15 protein-coding genes are annotated in these 15,347 nt (G+C 43.0%); all 15 read right to left on the reverse strand.

Annotated elements, in window-relative coordinates; translation table 11 throughout:
• Positions 1-95: 95 nt before the first annotated feature.
• On the reverse strand, positions 96-713 hold the full coding sequence (locus tag R7P72_RS11975; protein ID WP_005375238.1) for a glutathione S-transferase family protein: 618 nt from the start codon (positions 711-713) through the stop codon (positions 96-98).
• Between the two features lie 14 nt (positions 714-727).
• Positions 728-1,762 carry an NADP-dependent oxidoreductase gene (locus R7P72_RS11980; protein WP_005375239.1) on the reverse strand — a complete coding sequence of 345 codons (1,035 nt, stop codon included), beginning with the start codon at positions 1,760-1,762 and terminating at the stop codon, positions 728-730.
• 151 nt (positions 1,763-1,913) lie between these two features.
• Positions 1,914-2,513, reverse strand: coding sequence for a TetR/AcrR family transcriptional regulator (locus R7P72_RS11985; protein ID WP_005375241.1), 600 nt, complete (start codon positions 2,511-2,513; stop codon positions 1,914-1,916).
• 50 nt (positions 2,514-2,563) lie between these two features.
• Positions 2,564-2,884 (reverse strand): N(4)-acetylcytidine aminohydrolase, encoded by a 321-nt coding sequence (yqfB, locus tag R7P72_RS11990; protein WP_005375246.1) that lies wholly within the window; start codon positions 2,882-2,884, stop codon positions 2,564-2,566.
• Between the two features lie 67 nt (positions 2,885-2,951).
• Positions 2,952-3,347 carry a VanZ family protein gene (locus R7P72_RS11995; RefSeq protein ID WP_005375248.1) on the reverse strand — a complete coding sequence of 132 codons (396 nt, stop codon included), beginning with the start codon at positions 3,345-3,347 and terminating at the stop codon, positions 2,952-2,954.
• Positions 3,348-3,349: 2 nt separating this feature from the next.
• Entirely contained in the window at positions 3,350-4,657 is a 1,308-nt protein-coding gene (locus R7P72_RS12000) for an oligosaccharide flippase family protein (RefSeq protein WP_005375249.1), read from the reverse strand.
• An 8-nt stretch (positions 4,658-4,665) separates the two neighbouring features.
• Positions 4,666-5,697, reverse strand: coding sequence for a glycosyltransferase (locus tag R7P72_RS12005; protein WP_005375250.1), 1,032 nt, complete (start codon positions 5,695-5,697; stop codon positions 4,666-4,668).
• Positions 5,694-6,527, reverse strand: a complete 834-nt coding sequence (locus R7P72_RS12010; protein ID WP_005375258.1) for a putative capsular polysaccharide synthesis family protein — start codon at positions 6,525-6,527, stop codon at positions 5,694-5,696. Before R7P72_RS12010 ends, R7P72_RS12005 begins: the two co-directional genes overlap by 4 nt.
• A 25-nt stretch (positions 6,528-6,552) precedes the next feature.
• Positions 6,553-7,800 (reverse strand): O-antigen ligase family protein, encoded by a 1,248-nt coding sequence (locus R7P72_RS12015; RefSeq protein WP_005375259.1) that lies wholly within the window; start codon positions 7,798-7,800, stop codon positions 6,553-6,555.
• On the reverse strand, positions 7,766-8,818 hold the full coding sequence (locus tag R7P72_RS12020) for a glycosyltransferase (RefSeq protein WP_005375260.1): 1,053 nt from the start codon (positions 8,816-8,818) through the stop codon (positions 7,766-7,768). The genes R7P72_RS12015 and R7P72_RS12020 overlap by 35 nt, the downstream gene beginning before the upstream one ends.
• A 2-nt stretch (positions 8,819-8,820) precedes the next feature.
• On the reverse strand, positions 8,821-9,630 hold the full coding sequence (locus tag R7P72_RS12025; RefSeq protein ID WP_005375261.1) for a putative capsular polysaccharide synthesis family protein: 810 nt from the start codon (positions 9,628-9,630) through the stop codon (positions 8,821-8,823).
• A complete protein-coding gene (locus R7P72_RS12030; RefSeq protein ID WP_213906926.1) occupies positions 9,608-11,788 on the reverse strand; it encodes a GumC family protein in 2,181 nt (726 codons plus the stop codon). Before R7P72_RS12030 ends, R7P72_RS12025 begins: the two co-directional genes overlap by 23 nt.
• Before the next feature lie 15 nt (positions 11,789-11,803).
• Positions 11,804-12,337, reverse strand: a complete 534-nt coding sequence (locus tag R7P72_RS12035) for a polysaccharide biosynthesis/export family protein (RefSeq protein ID WP_005375265.1) — start codon at positions 12,335-12,337, stop codon at positions 11,804-11,806.
• Between the two features lie 12 nt (positions 12,338-12,349).
• Complete coding sequence (locus tag R7P72_RS12040; protein WP_213906925.1) at positions 12,350-13,555, reverse strand: outer membrane beta-barrel protein; 1,206 nt, start codon at positions 13,553-13,555, stop codon at positions 12,350-12,352.
• 10 nt (positions 13,556-13,565) lie between these two features.
• Positions 13,566-14,966 (reverse strand): undecaprenyl-phosphate glucose phosphotransferase, encoded by a 1,401-nt coding sequence (locus R7P72_RS12045; protein WP_005375269.1) that lies wholly within the window; start codon positions 14,964-14,966, stop codon positions 13,566-13,568.
• Positions 14,967-15,347 lie beyond the last annotated feature (381 nt).

The raw sequence follows: 15,347 nt of genomic DNA on the forward strand, positions 1-15,347 counted from the left end.
GGAGCGCTATCCAGTTAGCGTGTCTGCGATGCTAGTAATATCGCCCCTTAAATGAAGTTTTACGTGTCATCAAAGGGGCGAAAGGGGGGAAGTAATTAAGAGTACTTCACTTCAAGTTGTTCAGCTTTTGCAAATGCTGGGTGTGTCGCGAGCTGTTTCCCATAACGTTCAATATTAGGGAAGTGATTAACTAAACCAAACTTTTGAACCAATTCGACAATGAAAGACATCATGATGTCTGCGCCAGTCAGACGCTCTTCTACTAGGTAAGTTTTGCCTTCTAAGGATTGCTCGAAGTAGCCTAGTACATTCATTGCTTCCTTGTCGGCATAGCCTGATAAAAACTGAGTTTCATTTGGCTCTTTGCTTACGAAGATTTTTAGCAACATAGGTAAAATTGCAGAGCTTTCTGCAAAGTGCATCCATTGCAAATATTCTGTGTGTGCTTTTGTACCACGCTCAGGAGCAAAGGCTCCGTCACTGTATTTCTCAATCAAATATTCGGTCATTGCACCCGACTCAATGATAATCTCGCCGTTATCTTCAAGAACAGGTGACTTTCCTAATGGGTGAACACTTTTTAGTTCTGGCGGTGCCATGAAGGTCACGGAATCACGGACATAGGGTACAATCTCGTAATTTACATCTAACTCTTCAAGTAACCAAATGATGCGCTTTGAGCGAGACTGATTGAGGTGGTGAAGTTTAATCATTTACATATCCCTTTTTATAATGGATCGTTAATCTGTACTACAAGTTTGCCGAAATTCTTACCTTCCAACAGACCGATGAATGCTTCTGGCGCATTATCCAGTCCTTGTACTAGATGTTCGCGGTATTGGATCTTTCCTTCTGCCAACCATTGATTAATATCTTGCGCAAATTCACCGTAACGATGTCCGTAATCATCAAAAATGATGAAGCCTTGCACCTTGATTCGTTTGGTCAGGAGCTTACCCATTAGTAATGGAAGGTGGTCGGTACCTTCAGGCAGCTCTGTCGCGTTGTACTGAGAAATCAAACCACAAAGGGGGATACGCGCGTTTGTATTCAGAAGTGGCATTACAGCCTCGAATACTTTGCCACCTACGTTTTCGAAGTAAACATCGATACCTTTGTCACAGGCATTTTTCAGTTGTTCTGCAAAGTCTTCAGCTTTGTGATCAATACACTCATCGAAACCAAGCACCTCTTTAGCGTAACGGCATTTTTCTTCTCCGCCTGCTATACCAACAACTCGGCAACCTTTGATTTTACCAATTTGACCAACTGTTGCGCCTACAGGCCCCGTAGCAGCTGCTACCACGATGGTTTCCCCTGGTTTTGGCTGACCAATGTCGAGTAAACCCATGTACGCGGTAAATCCTGGCATACCTGCAACGCCTAGCGCGTAAGAAGGATTTTGCGGTTCTTTACCAAGTTTAATGACCATCTCACCAGTTGAGATAGCGTAGTCTTGCCAGCCAACGGTGTAGGCAAGAACCCATTCACCCGCTTCGTAATCTGGGTGGTTTGATGTTTCTACCTGACAAACTGTACCACCGACCATTACGTCATCAATTGCAACAGGGTCAGCGTATGATTCGGCATCACTCATGCGACCACGCATGTATGGATCTAGAGATAAATAAACCGTTCTCAATAGCATTTCACCCTCTTTCGGAGTCGGTTTCGTTACCTCTTCTAAACGAAAGTTTTCTTGTGTCGGTGCACCATGGGGACGTGACGCGAGTACGATTCTGCGATTTGTTGCGTTAGTCATATCTATCTCACTTGTTGATTAGACCGGTCGTCTAGTATTTATTTCAAAATATCCCGCTTATTTAAAGCGGGAAGGTTTACTGTGTTAACACTGACGCTTTTTCTGACAGTGAAACGTGTGTAGGGTGTTCATTCTGCTTCCACGCCGCCCGTTATGGGCAAGTGCGCGTATTCTGCAGTAAGTGTTGAGTATAGGTCAGACTTTGCGTCAATGCTGCCTGATCTTGATAAAGTTTGTTCAGCAAGCTAGCGCCATTCCAAAGGTAGTATATCTGCCTTGCTAATAACGCACCGTCACCATTGGGGATTGAGCCATCTTGAATGCCGATGTCAATGCAATCCGCTATCGCTTGAATGGTTTTGTCTGCTCCTTGGCGTAATGCCAAGCGCATTGACTCTGAGAGATCGGAGACTTCTGCACTTAACTTAACCAATAAACATTTGTTCGCATTACACACGTCGTCTTCTACTTTGACCATTTCTTCGAAATAGCTCATTAGGCGTTGGTAGCCACTCAGTTCAGTATTGGTAAAGCGTGCGTTTAAACGCTCAAAATACTTAGTAAAGTAGTCTTGAATCATCGCTTCACCAAATTGTTCTTTGGATTTGAAGTAATGATAAAACGAGCCTTTTGGCACTGCGGCCTTTTTTAATAGCTCTGAAAGACCAACACTCGTGAACCCTCGGTTTACGATCAACTCGTATCCGACGTCGAGAATATGTTGGCGTGTGTCATTCGTCTTTGCGTTCATGAAGTGTACTATAGAATGAATTAGACCAGTCGTCTAGCCTTTGTTGTGGGTTATTTAATCAGCTCATACTCAATAACAAATAGCGTGTCGGTATTTGGGTAGATTTCTCGAATTAACTGCTTGAGTTTTGGTAGTTCGATGGATTCTTGTTCTGCATGAAACTCATTAATATCTTCAAAGTGAAGTGGTTCTACAGAACGTATCTTGATATCGCAGACTTTACGATCCGTTTCTAAGGTAAAAACTTCGACTTCTGTATTGGGAACGTAATGGCTTTCTGATTCATCTCGAATCGTTATCGTCTTTTTGCCTGACGTGATCAACGGGGTTAAGAATTCAAAAAAAGTAATCTTGGTTGGATGAGATGGCATGATGTACTCGTTAGTCTGGTTGTTTGGCGTAATTATATACCCAAATCCCCCAGAGATTCCTGTATTACTAGAACGATCGAGTGCGGATGAAGCGAATTAACTTGGCACTAAAGTAACCTGAGATTACGCCTATCCAGTTGGTGCTGAGATCATCAAAACTAAATGATCGATTTGGAATAAAAAGTTGGCTCATTTCTTCCATTGAAACGATAGCCAACAGCAGTAGCAAAAGACGAATCCCAAAAACGTCGGTTTTATTCGAGCTCACCAGAGAAGGGAACGTGAAGACCGATAAAAAGCCGATCAATAAACTGAAAGTAAAGTGAAGCGTACTCGATCCGCCTAAGTAGGTTTCCATTTGCAGGTAAGCAGTATGGTGTAGGTCAGAGCTTTTCCACAAAGAGAGTGAAGCGGTTAGCATCAGGACTAAAACAAAACTCGTGCGTGCCAGTATTAAAGCCATAATTAACCTATTGGAAAGAAGCCTAAGTAACGTTTTACAAAGTACAGTGCAGCTAAATTCTGGATAGCCATGCCAATTGCCATTGCCCACGCTGCACCAATCACCCCAAACATTTGGCAAAGCGTAACAAGTAGGCAGATGGACACCGTACCGGAGGAAATTGTAATGTATTTCATGGTTCTCTCATGACCACTCATTAATAATAAAAAACCTACCGAACCAGTTGCCACATTGACTAACTGCCCCAGAGAAAGGACGACTAATAGTGGTGCCGCAGCGAGAAACTCCTCACCAAAAAACTGCATTACAAACTCGGGGAAGAGGGTACAAATAATTACGGGTACAATCGCTAAACCAACATTGGCTCGGCACGCCAAGCGGCTCAGATTCTGCAGTTTGAGCATTTGACGCTCTTTGTAGATAGATGCAAACATCGGGGCGACCACAAAGTTAATGGTAATCAGCACAAAGCCAATCAGTAGTGATGTGCGTTGGGCTGCGGCTAACAAACCGATTTCCGCTGTTGAGATAAAAAAGCCCGCAATAACAAGGCTTCCCCATTGAAGAACATTCGTGAAGATACTGCCAACCCAGACTTGCTTGGCAGAAGCGACCATTTTTTTGTTTGGTACGAAAGCCGATGTTTGATATTGATCTGAGCCAAGCCAATTGGCACTAGATATGACCGCGACACCTATGCTCGCTAAAAGCAGTGCGGTCATTAGATTGTTGATATTTTGCTGACCGATATAGTCTAGGGCAAAGACAAAAATGACCATCAACATGCTTACCCCAAGCTGCAACGCAAACAGAGATGATACAACTTTTCTACATGCTTGAAGCACCCGACTGTTGGTTTGCGCAAGCACCAAGAAAGGTATGCAAAGCAAGCATAAAGTAATCGCATACATTGGTGATTGAGTCTGGTTTAGCTGTTCTGGAAACAGATTAAACCCTGCTAACAAAACGCCTATGGCGAGCAAGCAAAATGCCATACTTCGATAAAGTGCGGTTTTATAGTTTTGGCTTTGTTCAAGCTTCTCTTTGTTATTAAAAGCGATCGCATTGTAACGAACTAACGAGACATCAAAACCTAGCTGAGAAACGATGGTGAGTAGCGAGACTAGGTTGAATAAAAAGAAGAATTGACCGGCCGTCGAAGCGTCACTGGTCTTCGATACAATCAGAGTCAGTAAAAAAGCAAATAGCGCACTCAACACACGCGTGATTGCGGTTTTTAATCCAGTAGATAACAAGCTTTTTTTACCGCTGGGCATCAACAGTAATTTTTGTTGAACAGTGTGAAACATAGGAGCATTTAACCGTATAGTTTATTGAGTGCTAGGCGCTGTTTTTCTTCACTGAAGGCATTGTTTAATTCTGCTGTATATTGGCGAAAATCGATCTCTTCATAATGATTGACACAATGCGCGATCTGCTTGGCCATTTCTTCAGGTGTGAGCGCTAAAAACGGGTAGTTGAGATCTTTGGTTGCGCCGATGGTCCGAATAACCATAGGAAGATGTAACTTGGATGCTTCTAGAATGGTTAACGGCATCCCTTCCCATGCTGCAGTGTGTAGATAAAGGTCTGAACCTTTGAGCTTTTCAACTACCTCATCGCGAGGCAGCATACCCGTTACATCCACATTTTCAGTACGTAATTTCTGTTCGAGTACTTGGTCACCGCCACCTATCCATGTGATCTCTATCGGGCGGTTAAGCGCATACCGATTAAGGAACTGCAATGTGCTGATAAGAAACTGAGGATCTTTTTGGGGCGCGACACGACCAAGTACAATGAGCTTCAGCGCTTCTTGCTTGTCTCGCTCTATACGATCTTCACTTTGATAAGACACGTAGTTGTTGAGCAGTTCGGCATGTTTCGCACCAATGCTAATGGCTAGGTCACACTCTCGTTGGCTACAGCCTGCAACCACATCAATTTTGCTCAGTTTTACTTTCTCTAGTGCTTTATAGATCTGGCGTGCAAGCTCTGAGATATCTTCACGTTCGAAGGCATAACAGTGCGGTGTGTAAACCAAGCGTGCCTTGCCAAGCTTTAGAAATCGGCCGAGAAATCCTGCTTTACTCGAGTGCAAATGCACGACGTCGGGACCAAGTGATGCAATCATGTGGTTTGCATCGCGAATAAATTGAAGCAAGCCGCCTTCTACCCACTTTGTCTGTACGAAAATGTGGTGGTTGTTCTCATTGGTTAAGTCGTTTTCTCGGGCTCTGGCTAGCAAGAAATGCTGGTAAGGCTCGTCTCTGGATGAGTGAACATAACTATAGAGGGCGGTTTGAACGCCACCTCCAAACGCTTCTGTAACATGGAGTACTTTCTTCATGATGATTTTGTCCCTGGTGTTTGCATCCATTTGTGTTTAAAAGCATCACGCTCTTGCTCTGAATAAACGTGGCGATACAAGGGAAGATCGTACATATAGAACAGTTTTGAGAAGTCGTAGTGATTCTTAAAGTGTTGGTGGATATTGGAGTACCACTTGTTTTTCGCTTCGTTACTGTTTTTCAGCACGAAGTCTTGCAACTCAAGAAACTCACCGATTTCTTTATCAAGAGAACTGAGCTGTTCGCATTTGATTAGCATGACGTTGGCCTGATCGTTCTGGAATGTGAAGAAAGGTTGAGTGTTGTCCAGCTCTTGGCGCATCACATCGATATTGAAATTACGCTTTAACTCGTTGTCGAACCAGTCCGCAAAATAGTTGAGATTGATATAGTTATCAAAACAATGCTCGAGGTGCTGATACGTGACTTCCATATCTCGGTGAATTGCATCGTTCTTTTTGCCTTCGATAAATTGCAAATGGAGATCTTGAAAGAAGCGAGAAAAGACAGTTGCGATTGGATCGCGGACCAGAGTAACGATTTTAATCTGCTCGCGTTTTTGTAAGATACGTTTTCGCTGCTTGAGCACTAAGCGATAGAGTGCGCGGTTTCGGAAGTCGAAGAATTTACTCACGTCTTTTTTATTGTGATACATGTGAAATTCTTCGTGATCATCAAAGGTGTGGATGTGATAGCTCGGGATATTTTTCTCCCCTAGCGTGTGCTCAATTGATGAGGAGCCAACTTTGCCCATTTGGTAAACTAAAACAAAATTATCAGCTTGGAGTTCTCGGTTCTTTTCAAATTGTCGAGAGATTGAATACTTCATCTATCCTATCCTATCCTATCCTTGATTATTCATATTCGTGGTGATGGTTTACCGGAAAAGTATGAGCAATGGCCCTTGAGTCGTTGCTCATGCTGATCATGACGGGTAACAAGAGTATTAAAATTATGGTGGTGTTTACCGCAACGAAAAACACCATGATGAGGGCGTATATCGCAAGTAATAGGCTTTTTCTGTTTTCATTAAGGCTGCGGAAGCAAAAGCGAATAAAAAGAAAATAACCACCAAACAGCAGACCGATACCAAGCAATCCGTATTCAATTGCGGTATCTAACACAAAGTTGTGGGTGTAGATCGCCAGCTCATCATAGTTAAAGTAACTGATCATAAAGTTGGGTAACATTTTCGCGCCGACACCTAACACTGGGTGTTGAAGTAAAATATCTAGCCCATTGGCAAGTAAAAGTTTTCTATGAAGATTCGATACCCAGCGCGCTTCACTTTGGTTGGCAAATAAGACGTCTTCTTGGGTTATTTCCAATGTGTCTGCTAGCGTTTCAAACCCAACGTAGAGTGTGGTTGTGACGGCAGTAAACACAATGAAGCTCAAGGCTAATAAAATTGTCCACGTGTACGTTTCGCTGAGCGATTTTCTCATTAAGTTTTTTACGAGCAGTTGGTCAAAGAAGAAAAGCAGACAAAAACCAAGTAGCGCTTTTCTTTCTTGTGACAACACCAGTAATACTAAAGCTACGAGCATCAAAAGGTGGAAAGCGCGAATTTTATCTCGATAAAGGTACAGTAGTGAGCACAGTACACCGAACCCGTATTTACTTACCCCGAGTAACTTAAACCCGCTTTGATAGCCCTGAGCAAAGTGCCATAAGGCAACGAGCGTACAGATGAAAAACAACAGATACGTGAAATATACCATTACCCGTTCGTCATCAAACACGCCATAGGCGTACATTAGGCTCAGTAGGCACAAAATCGCTAACCATTGCACAGTTTCTATAACTAGCGGCATTAAAGGGACGCGATTTAGCAGACCATTTATGAACACATACCCAGTGAACAATACGAGGAACCCCATACAGGGATGCATGAGTTTTTCAGCTTTTCCTTCCAATACCACTAATGCAGTAAAACCAATAGACAAAAGGCTTGCGATGTCAGATGGGGCTAGCGCTATTCCTCCAGCACGAAACTTCATTGGAATAAAGAACAATGCTAATAGGCATGCTGCAAGCAATGAGGCGCGATGGCTCGATGGCGCGGAACTATTTGTTGGCGCAAAGCTGCTGGTAGATTCCATAGTAACCTTCACGAAATTTATCGATGGTGTAGAGAGAGGCCCTATTGACTGAGTATTGACTTGCAGCGTCGTACCGCTCAACACTTTCACATAGCTGGAGCACTTTTTGGCTCAGTTCAGTGGCGTTACCAACTTGAAATAAATATTCGGCACGTCCGGTGACGTCATCCAAACCAGGTACGTCCGACGATAGTACGGGTAAGCCTGCTGCCATCGCCTCAACCGCCGCCAAACCAAAGCCTTCGACGTGCGACGATTGCACGTAAATATCCATGTCGTTCAAAAAGGCTGGAACGTCTGAAACTACGCCATGAAAGTGAACACGTTGCGCGACGTTGATTTTTGTTGCCAATGCTTGCAGTGACGATTTTTTTTCTCCATCTCCCGCAAGGTGGAGTTCGTATCGTCTTGGTAAATGGATAAGTGCTTGGATAAGCGTTTCATGGTCTTTATGTTGGTGAAGTCGGCCCACCATTCCAATCTTGATAACTGGTTTGTCGATTAGGTGGCTGGCGAATCTTGGCGTCATAGAAAACCTTTTTAAATCAACGCCATTGTGCACCACGTGATATTTATGTTGATAGCGAGGCATGAACTTCACCAGTTCATCTTGTACTTTTTCACTAATACTGACTGTCAAGTCGTGGCCCCAATATAAGACGTATTCCATGAACTTAAACAGCGGATAGTCACGTCGACGGTTATAAGAACAGTGCTCAGTCTGGATTCGTTTTTTACCTACCGCCAATAGCGCTAGGTAAATGGAAGGGTAGAGGTGCCCGTGAACGACATCCGGCCAACGCAGCAAAGAGAATTTCTCACTCAATGGCAATGTGCGCCAGTTAAAACACTCTATGCCTTGGGCGGATAGCATTGGTAAGTAATCATTTTCATCACACAAGACCAAAATTTTGATTTCGTATTCAGGCTTATGTTCTAAAACAAGGTCGACTAAGAACTTCTGAGCACCGCCGTTCTGAGAAAGATCATTGATAATATGTAGAATCTTGGTTTTCATGATTAATTGGTCAGATATTGCTGTTTAAGGTCGGTGATTTCTGCATTTGAGAAAAAGTGCTTCGTCAATTTAGAATTCAGCATTTCTTCAACGTACTCGGGTGTAGGTTGAAATTGCGTTTTGAATTCTTTCATTAGTGGCGAGTACCATTTGTTGTCTGATTGATTTTCATAAACAACATCCACGGGGTAACCTAAAAAGTCTTCAACTGCGGAGTTAGCCTTCGTTAGCTTGTCACTTCGAATGACCAACAGTGAGAAGTTATTGTTATGGTATGTTTGATAGCCTACTTCGTGATTAAAAGACTCGTTAAACACATCAATCCCTGTTAGTTGTTTGATCTCGTTGTCAAACCACTGCAGCGCATATTGATGATTCATGTGCTTATCAAATGCTTCTTGGAGTAATTGCGGTCGTTCGGTACGTATTGCGCTGTCATCCTTTAGATATTTGTCCGCCATCCAAAAAGGAAGTGCTTGAAAGAACATTGAGACATTTCGTCCGATCGGTTCACGCACAAGCGAGATAATTCGAACTTTTTTCTTGCGCTTTAACATATGGCTCATCGTTATACGCTTTAGTCGTCGCTTTAACGCATTGATCTGAGGCTTATGCAATTGCGCTCTAACGGGGGATATTTGTTTTTGCGCATCGACGGTCATAAGGTCGTGCAAGTGAATCGAGTTAGGAATGGAATGCTCTAATGCACTCGAACCTACTTTGCCCATTTGATAGATCAATACCGGCTGTTCTTGGCTTTTCAACGTTTGGTACCAAGATAGGTTTACGTTAGTAGGCGTATTTCTGGACATAAAGCGTCTCTCCTTCCTTGGCCTTGGCTTGTGTGATTAAGACGCCAAGAGATGGAACTGAGTGTTGTATTTGTTTAGATAACGCAAGGTTAACCAGTGATGATTTTGTTGATTCTGAGCGAATGACGGTGATCAGACCATTGGCATACTTACCAAGAATAAGTGCGTCACTCACTGACAATAGGGGCGGTGTGTCGATAATGATTCGGTCATACTTATTTCGAAAATGTTCGAGCAACTTTTTAAAGCGATCAGAAGCCAGTAATTCCTGTGGGTTTGGCGGAACTAGGCCGGCCGGTAATACATCTAAGTTGGCTTCTTTTATATGTGTAACACAATCTTTGATTGGCGTATCCATCGTCAGGATATGCGTTAAGCCAGGGCTTGATTCAGCAATACCGAATCGCTTTGCGATGGAAGGTCGACGTAAATCGCAGTCGATGATCAACACCTTTTCCATTTTTGAAAACGACACCGCCATATTGATACTGGTCGATGTTTTTCCTTCTTCTGGAATAGCAGAGGTAAAGGGCAATATCTTTTGCTTCGTGTTGGTTAATCTGAGCAGAAGCGAGGTTCTGACCGAGCGGCAAGCTTCACTAAATAGTTTTTCTTCATCATCTAAATACGCGCTATAACTGACGCCGTTTTTACGCAAATTGCGTTTTTTGACCATAGGAATCACACCTAAACACGTAACACCAAGTTTTTCCTGCACATCAGCTGTGCTTCGGATAACTTCTCGCATCGTTTCTAAGATGATGACTAGAGCGCAAGCAATGGCAAAGCCAAAAAAGGTGGCAATCAGTACCAGTTTGATTCGTTGTGGTGCCACCGGGAATAGAGGAATGATGGCTTTATCAGTAAAGCGAGCAGTGACATTCTTGTAGTCGCTGGTGGCGTTGGTCTCTTTCTCACGATTTAAGAACGCTTCATAGAGTGCCTTATTGGATTCAACCTCGCGTTTTAACTGTTCGTAACGCGCTTTTTGTGACCCTAACGATTGGAAGTCTGACTTTTTGTTATCGAGTTCTGCTCGAAGCATGTCCTCTTGCGCTTTTGCAGCAAGAAGGTCTTGTTGCTTACTGAAGGAAATGTCACGGATGAGTTGCTGGGTTCTTGATTGAATTTCAGCAAGCTGTGCTTTCGCCTGAATCATTCGATCATGTTTAGGTCCGTAGCGCTGTGCCAGTTCAGAGAGATTTTTGGCTGCCTGTGCTTCCGACAATTTTAGATCGCGGATTTGCGCTTGATTAGCGAATTCATCAATTGACAACAAGCTGTCTAAACTTTGCGAAGATTTACGTCGTAACAGTTGGATTAACGTCTGCGCTTCAATACGCTTATTAACAGCGATATTCAGCTTGCGAGTGAGTTCTTCTAGCTCATTTGCGTAAATTTCATCAATACCGTTTATATCGATCAACCCTTCTTTTAACAAGAATTCTTGCAGCGCTTGCTCCGAGTTACGTAATCGCTCCTCCAATTTTTGAGAGTTATTTGTCAACCAAGTAGCCGCATTTTGTGTAACGACCAATTTGGCTTCAAAATTTGCGTCAATATAGGCTTGGCCGACCGCGTTGGCGATTGTCATCGCAAGCTTAGGATCGGTAGAACGAAAGCGAATTCTGACTAATTGGGTGTTACGTACTGGCTCAATATCGAGTTTACTTCTGAAAGCTTGAAGTGCCTGATAATAGGACTCTGAAAACTGGGCGGTTTCTTTTGGGCTTGGTGCAACATTCAGTAGGTCTTGAACAAAAGGAATCGACTTTATTTGGTCGATTTTTTTATTTACCCCCCCTGAGCTTGTGAACTCAGGTAATTGGGTGAGGTTCAACTCTCTAATGACCTTATCTGCAATATGATTCGATTTTAAAATGGCGATTTGCGTTTGAAAGTACTCTTTTTTTGTCGTGTCGACGCCATATACTTCCTCGATTGAAAGGGCGCTTTTTTGCTCCTCTTGGATGAGTAGCGTAGCTGTAGCTTGGTATATCGATGCTTTGGAGTAGATATACCAAGTACAAGTTAATGAGAACAGAAGCGTGAATGCTGCGATGCTTAGCCAATTCTTTTTAATCGCTTTGAAGTGATGGCCAAAACGAATCAGTTCTACTTTGTTCATCTGGAGATTATTTGGATGAGTCCCGTTCATTTGATTCCCTGTCACTTAAAAGAAGCTCTGGTCAATAAATACAATGTCACCAGGTTCAACGTTGCGGTGCATACTGACTCCTTCCATCGTTTGACCCGTTTTATGCTTGGTTAGGTTAATGCCTTTGCGTGAGGCTCTGTCGGTCAAGCCACCTGCTAGAGCGATGGCCTTCTCTATGGTTAACCCTGGACGGTACTCAAATCCACCAGGTTTCCTGACTTCGCCATTAACGTAAAACAGACGAAAGTTATTGATGGTGACCATCACTTTTGGATTGATGAGATAATCGCCTTTTAAGCCCGTTTCTATTTCGTACTTGAGTTGTTTTGGTGTTTTTTTGATTGCTTTAATTCGGCCAAGGTAGGGGTAATCAAAGTAGCCATCTGACGTTATTAGAATATTTTTAATCGTAAGATCTTCTTCACCATAGACCTGCACGGAAATGGTATCGCCAGTATCGAGTAAGTAATCTTCCTCGTTTGAGTCAGCGTTGACCAAAGTGCTAAATAGCAACAACGCTACACTCATGAATTTGATGAATGCCTTCATTAATAATCCTTTTTACAGAGAAAACTGTGCGCTTAAAGTCCAAATATTTTGTTCGAAGCTATAATCCGATCGGCTAGAGTTTTTATCTTGGTATTGCCAATCGGCTTGCAGCTGTATCCAACGTTTGATCTGATAATCGATACCAAAAGATAGAGTGTACCGATCGTCGTTTCTGGAGATTCCCGTGTAATCATCTTGTTGATAAACAGCACCTAAGCGAGTTGCAAGGTAACTATTCCAATCGTGCTTCAGGTTCAGTCGGTAACGAGTTTGTAGGTTGTAATCGCCATCTTGATCGGGGTTAACCGCCGCTTGAGTGGTTTTCACGCTGACTAGAGTTTGTTCTTGAGGCAACCATTCAAAGCCGATATCCCAACTAAAGCCTTTAAATGTCTCTCGTTTAGCGCTGTCAAAATCTTTGATTTGATAACCGAGTCGAGCGATGCCTTTGGTTTTTCCTGTGACTTCCCATTCGGCACCGGTGTAATAGAAACTGGTGTTGTTATCTTTCGATGGCTGCGCAGAATTTCGGTGCTGATACTCGGTTACGATTTGGTTTGTTCCGACTAACCAATAGGTTCTTGGCGTCGCTCTTAAATAGAACTCCAAATGTGCATTGGGAGCTCGAAAATCGTTGTATTTAGTTTTAGCGTTTGGGCGACCAGGCAAGCCGTCACGATAGTTTTGATAGGTTTTATCACTATAGCCTAAACCGAATTCGAGTCTGCCTTTGGCACCGTTAGATCCAAAGACATAATTGGTTTTTACATCGTTACGGTTGAACTCTATTGGTGCGTCGATTGCGTTACCATTACCTTCGGTAATATCTTCTCCTCGAACTTCATGCTGGGCGCGAAAACGGTAATCAACCACTAAACGATGACGATGATTAAATTCGAAAAAGTTGGAAAACTGAAAAGTGTGGTCGTCGAAGTCGTTGCGATCGTCAGATGAAAAGCCAGCTTTTAACTTATATAAAATATCTGCGCGATAGCGATTCCGTTCTATACGTGCTAGTAAGCTTGGTTCTATACCCCAAATATTGACTGACTCTACATTGCCGGATTTTTCCGCTTTATTGATGTTGTCATCTCCCTCGTAGAAAGTTTTTACGAGGGGAATCAACTCTATACCAGACTCGGTTTGGTAAGCCATCGGTTCTGCGAGCAAGTCAGTAGAAAACAGACTCAATGCTATTGCCATTGTCAGTTTCTTCATAATCTCAACCTTAGTAAGCGTTAGCACCAGTGAAGCCTTTGAAAACGGTCATAAAGATGATTTTGATGTCCATCCAAACCGACCAATGGTGGATGTAATCCAAATCAAACTCGACTCTCTTTTCCATTTTTTCTAAGGTGTCGGTTTCGCCGCGATAACCATTAATCTGCGCCCAGCCAGTAATGCCTGGTTTTACTTTGTGACGTAGCATGTAGCGATCCACGATCTGACGGTATTCTTCATTGTGTGCCACGGCATGAGGGCGTGGGCCGACAATAGACATGGTCCCTTGCAGTACATTGATAAATTGAGGTAGTTCGTCCAAAGAGGTGCGACGTAGAAATCCGCCAAAAGGCGTAATACGAGGATCGTTCTTTGTCGCCTGTTTCACGTTGGAACCTTGATCCATGGTTGTCATTGAACGGAACTTCCAGACTTCAATCTTGCGTCCATCAAGACCGTACCGATGTTGTTTAAAGATGACAGGGCCTTTAGACGTTGCCTTAATGACAATCGCAATGACGAATAGAATAGGGGCGATTAAGACCAAAATAATGCTCGAAAACAAGATGTCTTCAAACCGTTTTACCCAAGAAGAAATTCCAGCAAAAGGTGTATCAAAGACACTTAGTGTTTGAACTTGGCCGATCTGCGCCCAACGAGAATGTAAAAGGTTATAAGTGAAGAAGTCGGGAATCAGATACGTATTTGCGGTGGTATCTGAGAATTGGTTAAGAAGTGACGCAATGCGCTCTTTTGCGTGCATTGGCATCGCGATATAGACGTAATCTACTTCCCCTTTTTTAGCTCGCTCAAGGGCGTGGTCAACAGCTCCTTTAATAGGATAATCAGAATTTGGCAATCTGTCGGAAGATCGTTCGTCGTAAAAGCCATCAAAAAGCACGCCGTGTTCTGTGTGGTTTTGAATTTCGTTAGCTAGGGTAATGCCGTGAGGAGTTTGGCCGATGATGATCGCAGTGCGAGTGTTGAATCCTTTCTTTCTCAAATAGGCTAATCCGGTACGGAATGTTACTCGCCATGCTAAGAGCAGAGCGGGCGTAATCGCAAACCACAGCACTAAAATTGTGTTATCAAATAAGGTATGGACTTCAGAAAAATACAGCACAATAAAGATAAGTGCAGAAGTCACCGCCCAAGAAACACAGACAATAAACATCTGCTCTTTAAACGAACTGGTTCGCCAAGAGCGATACAGATTGCCGCTTTCTGCCATAAATAGAAAAGAGATGCCTCCAACGAAAGCCAATATGACGTAATCTTTCCCCATCGCAGTATTCATGTCTTTGAACACTAAAAGCAGCATAAAAGAGACGATGACAGCAAGATCTGAGATGCGATATAAAAAAGCGAACTCCATCTCATGAGAGCGGATAAGTCCTTTTTGTTTCATGACTCAGTTTCCCTTCTGACACGCTACCGCCCTTGGGTGTCTTCCCCAATTGCCGTGTCGTGAACGTTATTAGTAGTTAGTGCACAGAGCATTCTGTGGAATGCTGCTGAGTTTTTTGTCACGTGTAATTTCGTTGATAAGTGTAAAAATTTGCGTTGTTGAGGTAAGTGGAAATAAGAATGATATTTAGCCCTTTGGCTAAGTTTGGCGGGTTAGGAAAAAGCTGGTACTTACTTATGAGGGATGAGGAAAAGTATTAAAAATGAAGTATCAGTACAAAGACAATGGTTTATGTGAGGGTAGAAGAAACGGGTGATTTGATTCGTTCACGATTAATGATTTAGTATCGAATTGCTGATATTTATTAAGATAAAAAAATCC

Source organism: Vibrio sp. Vb0888, from assembly GCF_033338835.1.
Classification (GTDB): Bacteria; Pseudomonadota; Gammaproteobacteria; order Enterobacterales; family Vibrionaceae; genus Vibrio; species Vibrio alginolyticus.

Bases quoted from the DNA above. Each gene is read 5' to 3' on its own strand.
- R7P72_RS11985 (WP_005375241.1), bottom strand. From the start codon at position 2,513: ATGAACGCAAAGACGAATGACACACGCCAACATATTCTCGACGTCGGA.
- yqfB (WP_005375246.1), bottom strand. From the start codon at position 2,884: ATGCCATCTCATCCAACCAAGATTACTTTTTTTGAATTCTTAACCCCG.
- R7P72_RS12020 (WP_005375260.1), bottom strand. From the start codon at position 8,818: ATGAAAACCAAGATTCTACATATTATCAATGATCTTTCTCAGAACGGC.
- R7P72_RS12045 (WP_005375269.1), bottom strand. From the start codon at position 14,966: ATGAAACAAAAAGGACTTATCCGCTCTCATGAGATGGAGTTCGCTTTT.
- R7P72_RS12015 (WP_005375259.1), bottom strand. From the start codon at position 7,800: ATGGAATCTACCAGCAGCTTTGCGCCAACAAATAGTTCCGCGCCATCG.
- R7P72_RS11995 (WP_005375248.1), bottom strand. From the start codon at position 3,347: ATGGCTTTAATACTGGCACGCACGAGTTTTGTTTTAGTCCTGATGCTA.
- R7P72_RS12005 (WP_005375250.1), bottom strand. From the start codon at position 5,697: ATGAAGAAAGTACTCCATGTTACAGAAGCGTTTGGAGGTGGCGTTCAA.
- R7P72_RS12035 (WP_005375265.1), bottom strand. From the start codon at position 12,337: ATGAAGGCATTCATCAAATTCATGAGTGTAGCGTTGTTGCTATTTAGC.
- R7P72_RS12010 (WP_005375258.1), bottom strand. From the start codon at position 6,527: ATGAAGTATTCAATCTCTCGACAATTTGAAAAGAACCGAGAACTCCAA.
- R7P72_RS11975 (WP_005375238.1), bottom strand. From the start codon at position 713: ATGATTAAACTTCACCACCTCAATCAGTCTCGCTCAAAGCGCATCATT.
- R7P72_RS12030 (WP_213906926.1), bottom strand. From the start codon at position 11,788: ATGAACGGGACTCATCCAAATAATCTCCAGATGAACAAAGTAGAACTG.
- R7P72_RS12025 (WP_005375261.1), bottom strand. From the start codon at position 9,630: ATGTCCAGAAATACGCCTACTAACGTAAACCTATCTTGGTACCAAACG.
- R7P72_RS12040 (WP_213906925.1), bottom strand. From the start codon at position 13,555: ATGAAGAAACTGACAATGGCAATAGCATTGAGTCTGTTTTCTACTGAC.
- R7P72_RS11980 (WP_005375239.1), bottom strand. From the start codon at position 1,762: ATGACTAACGCAACAAATCGCAGAATCGTACTCGCGTCACGTCCCCAT.
- R7P72_RS12000 (WP_005375249.1), bottom strand. From the start codon at position 4,657: ATGTTTCACACTGTTCAACAAAAATTACTGTTGATGCCCAGCGGTAAA.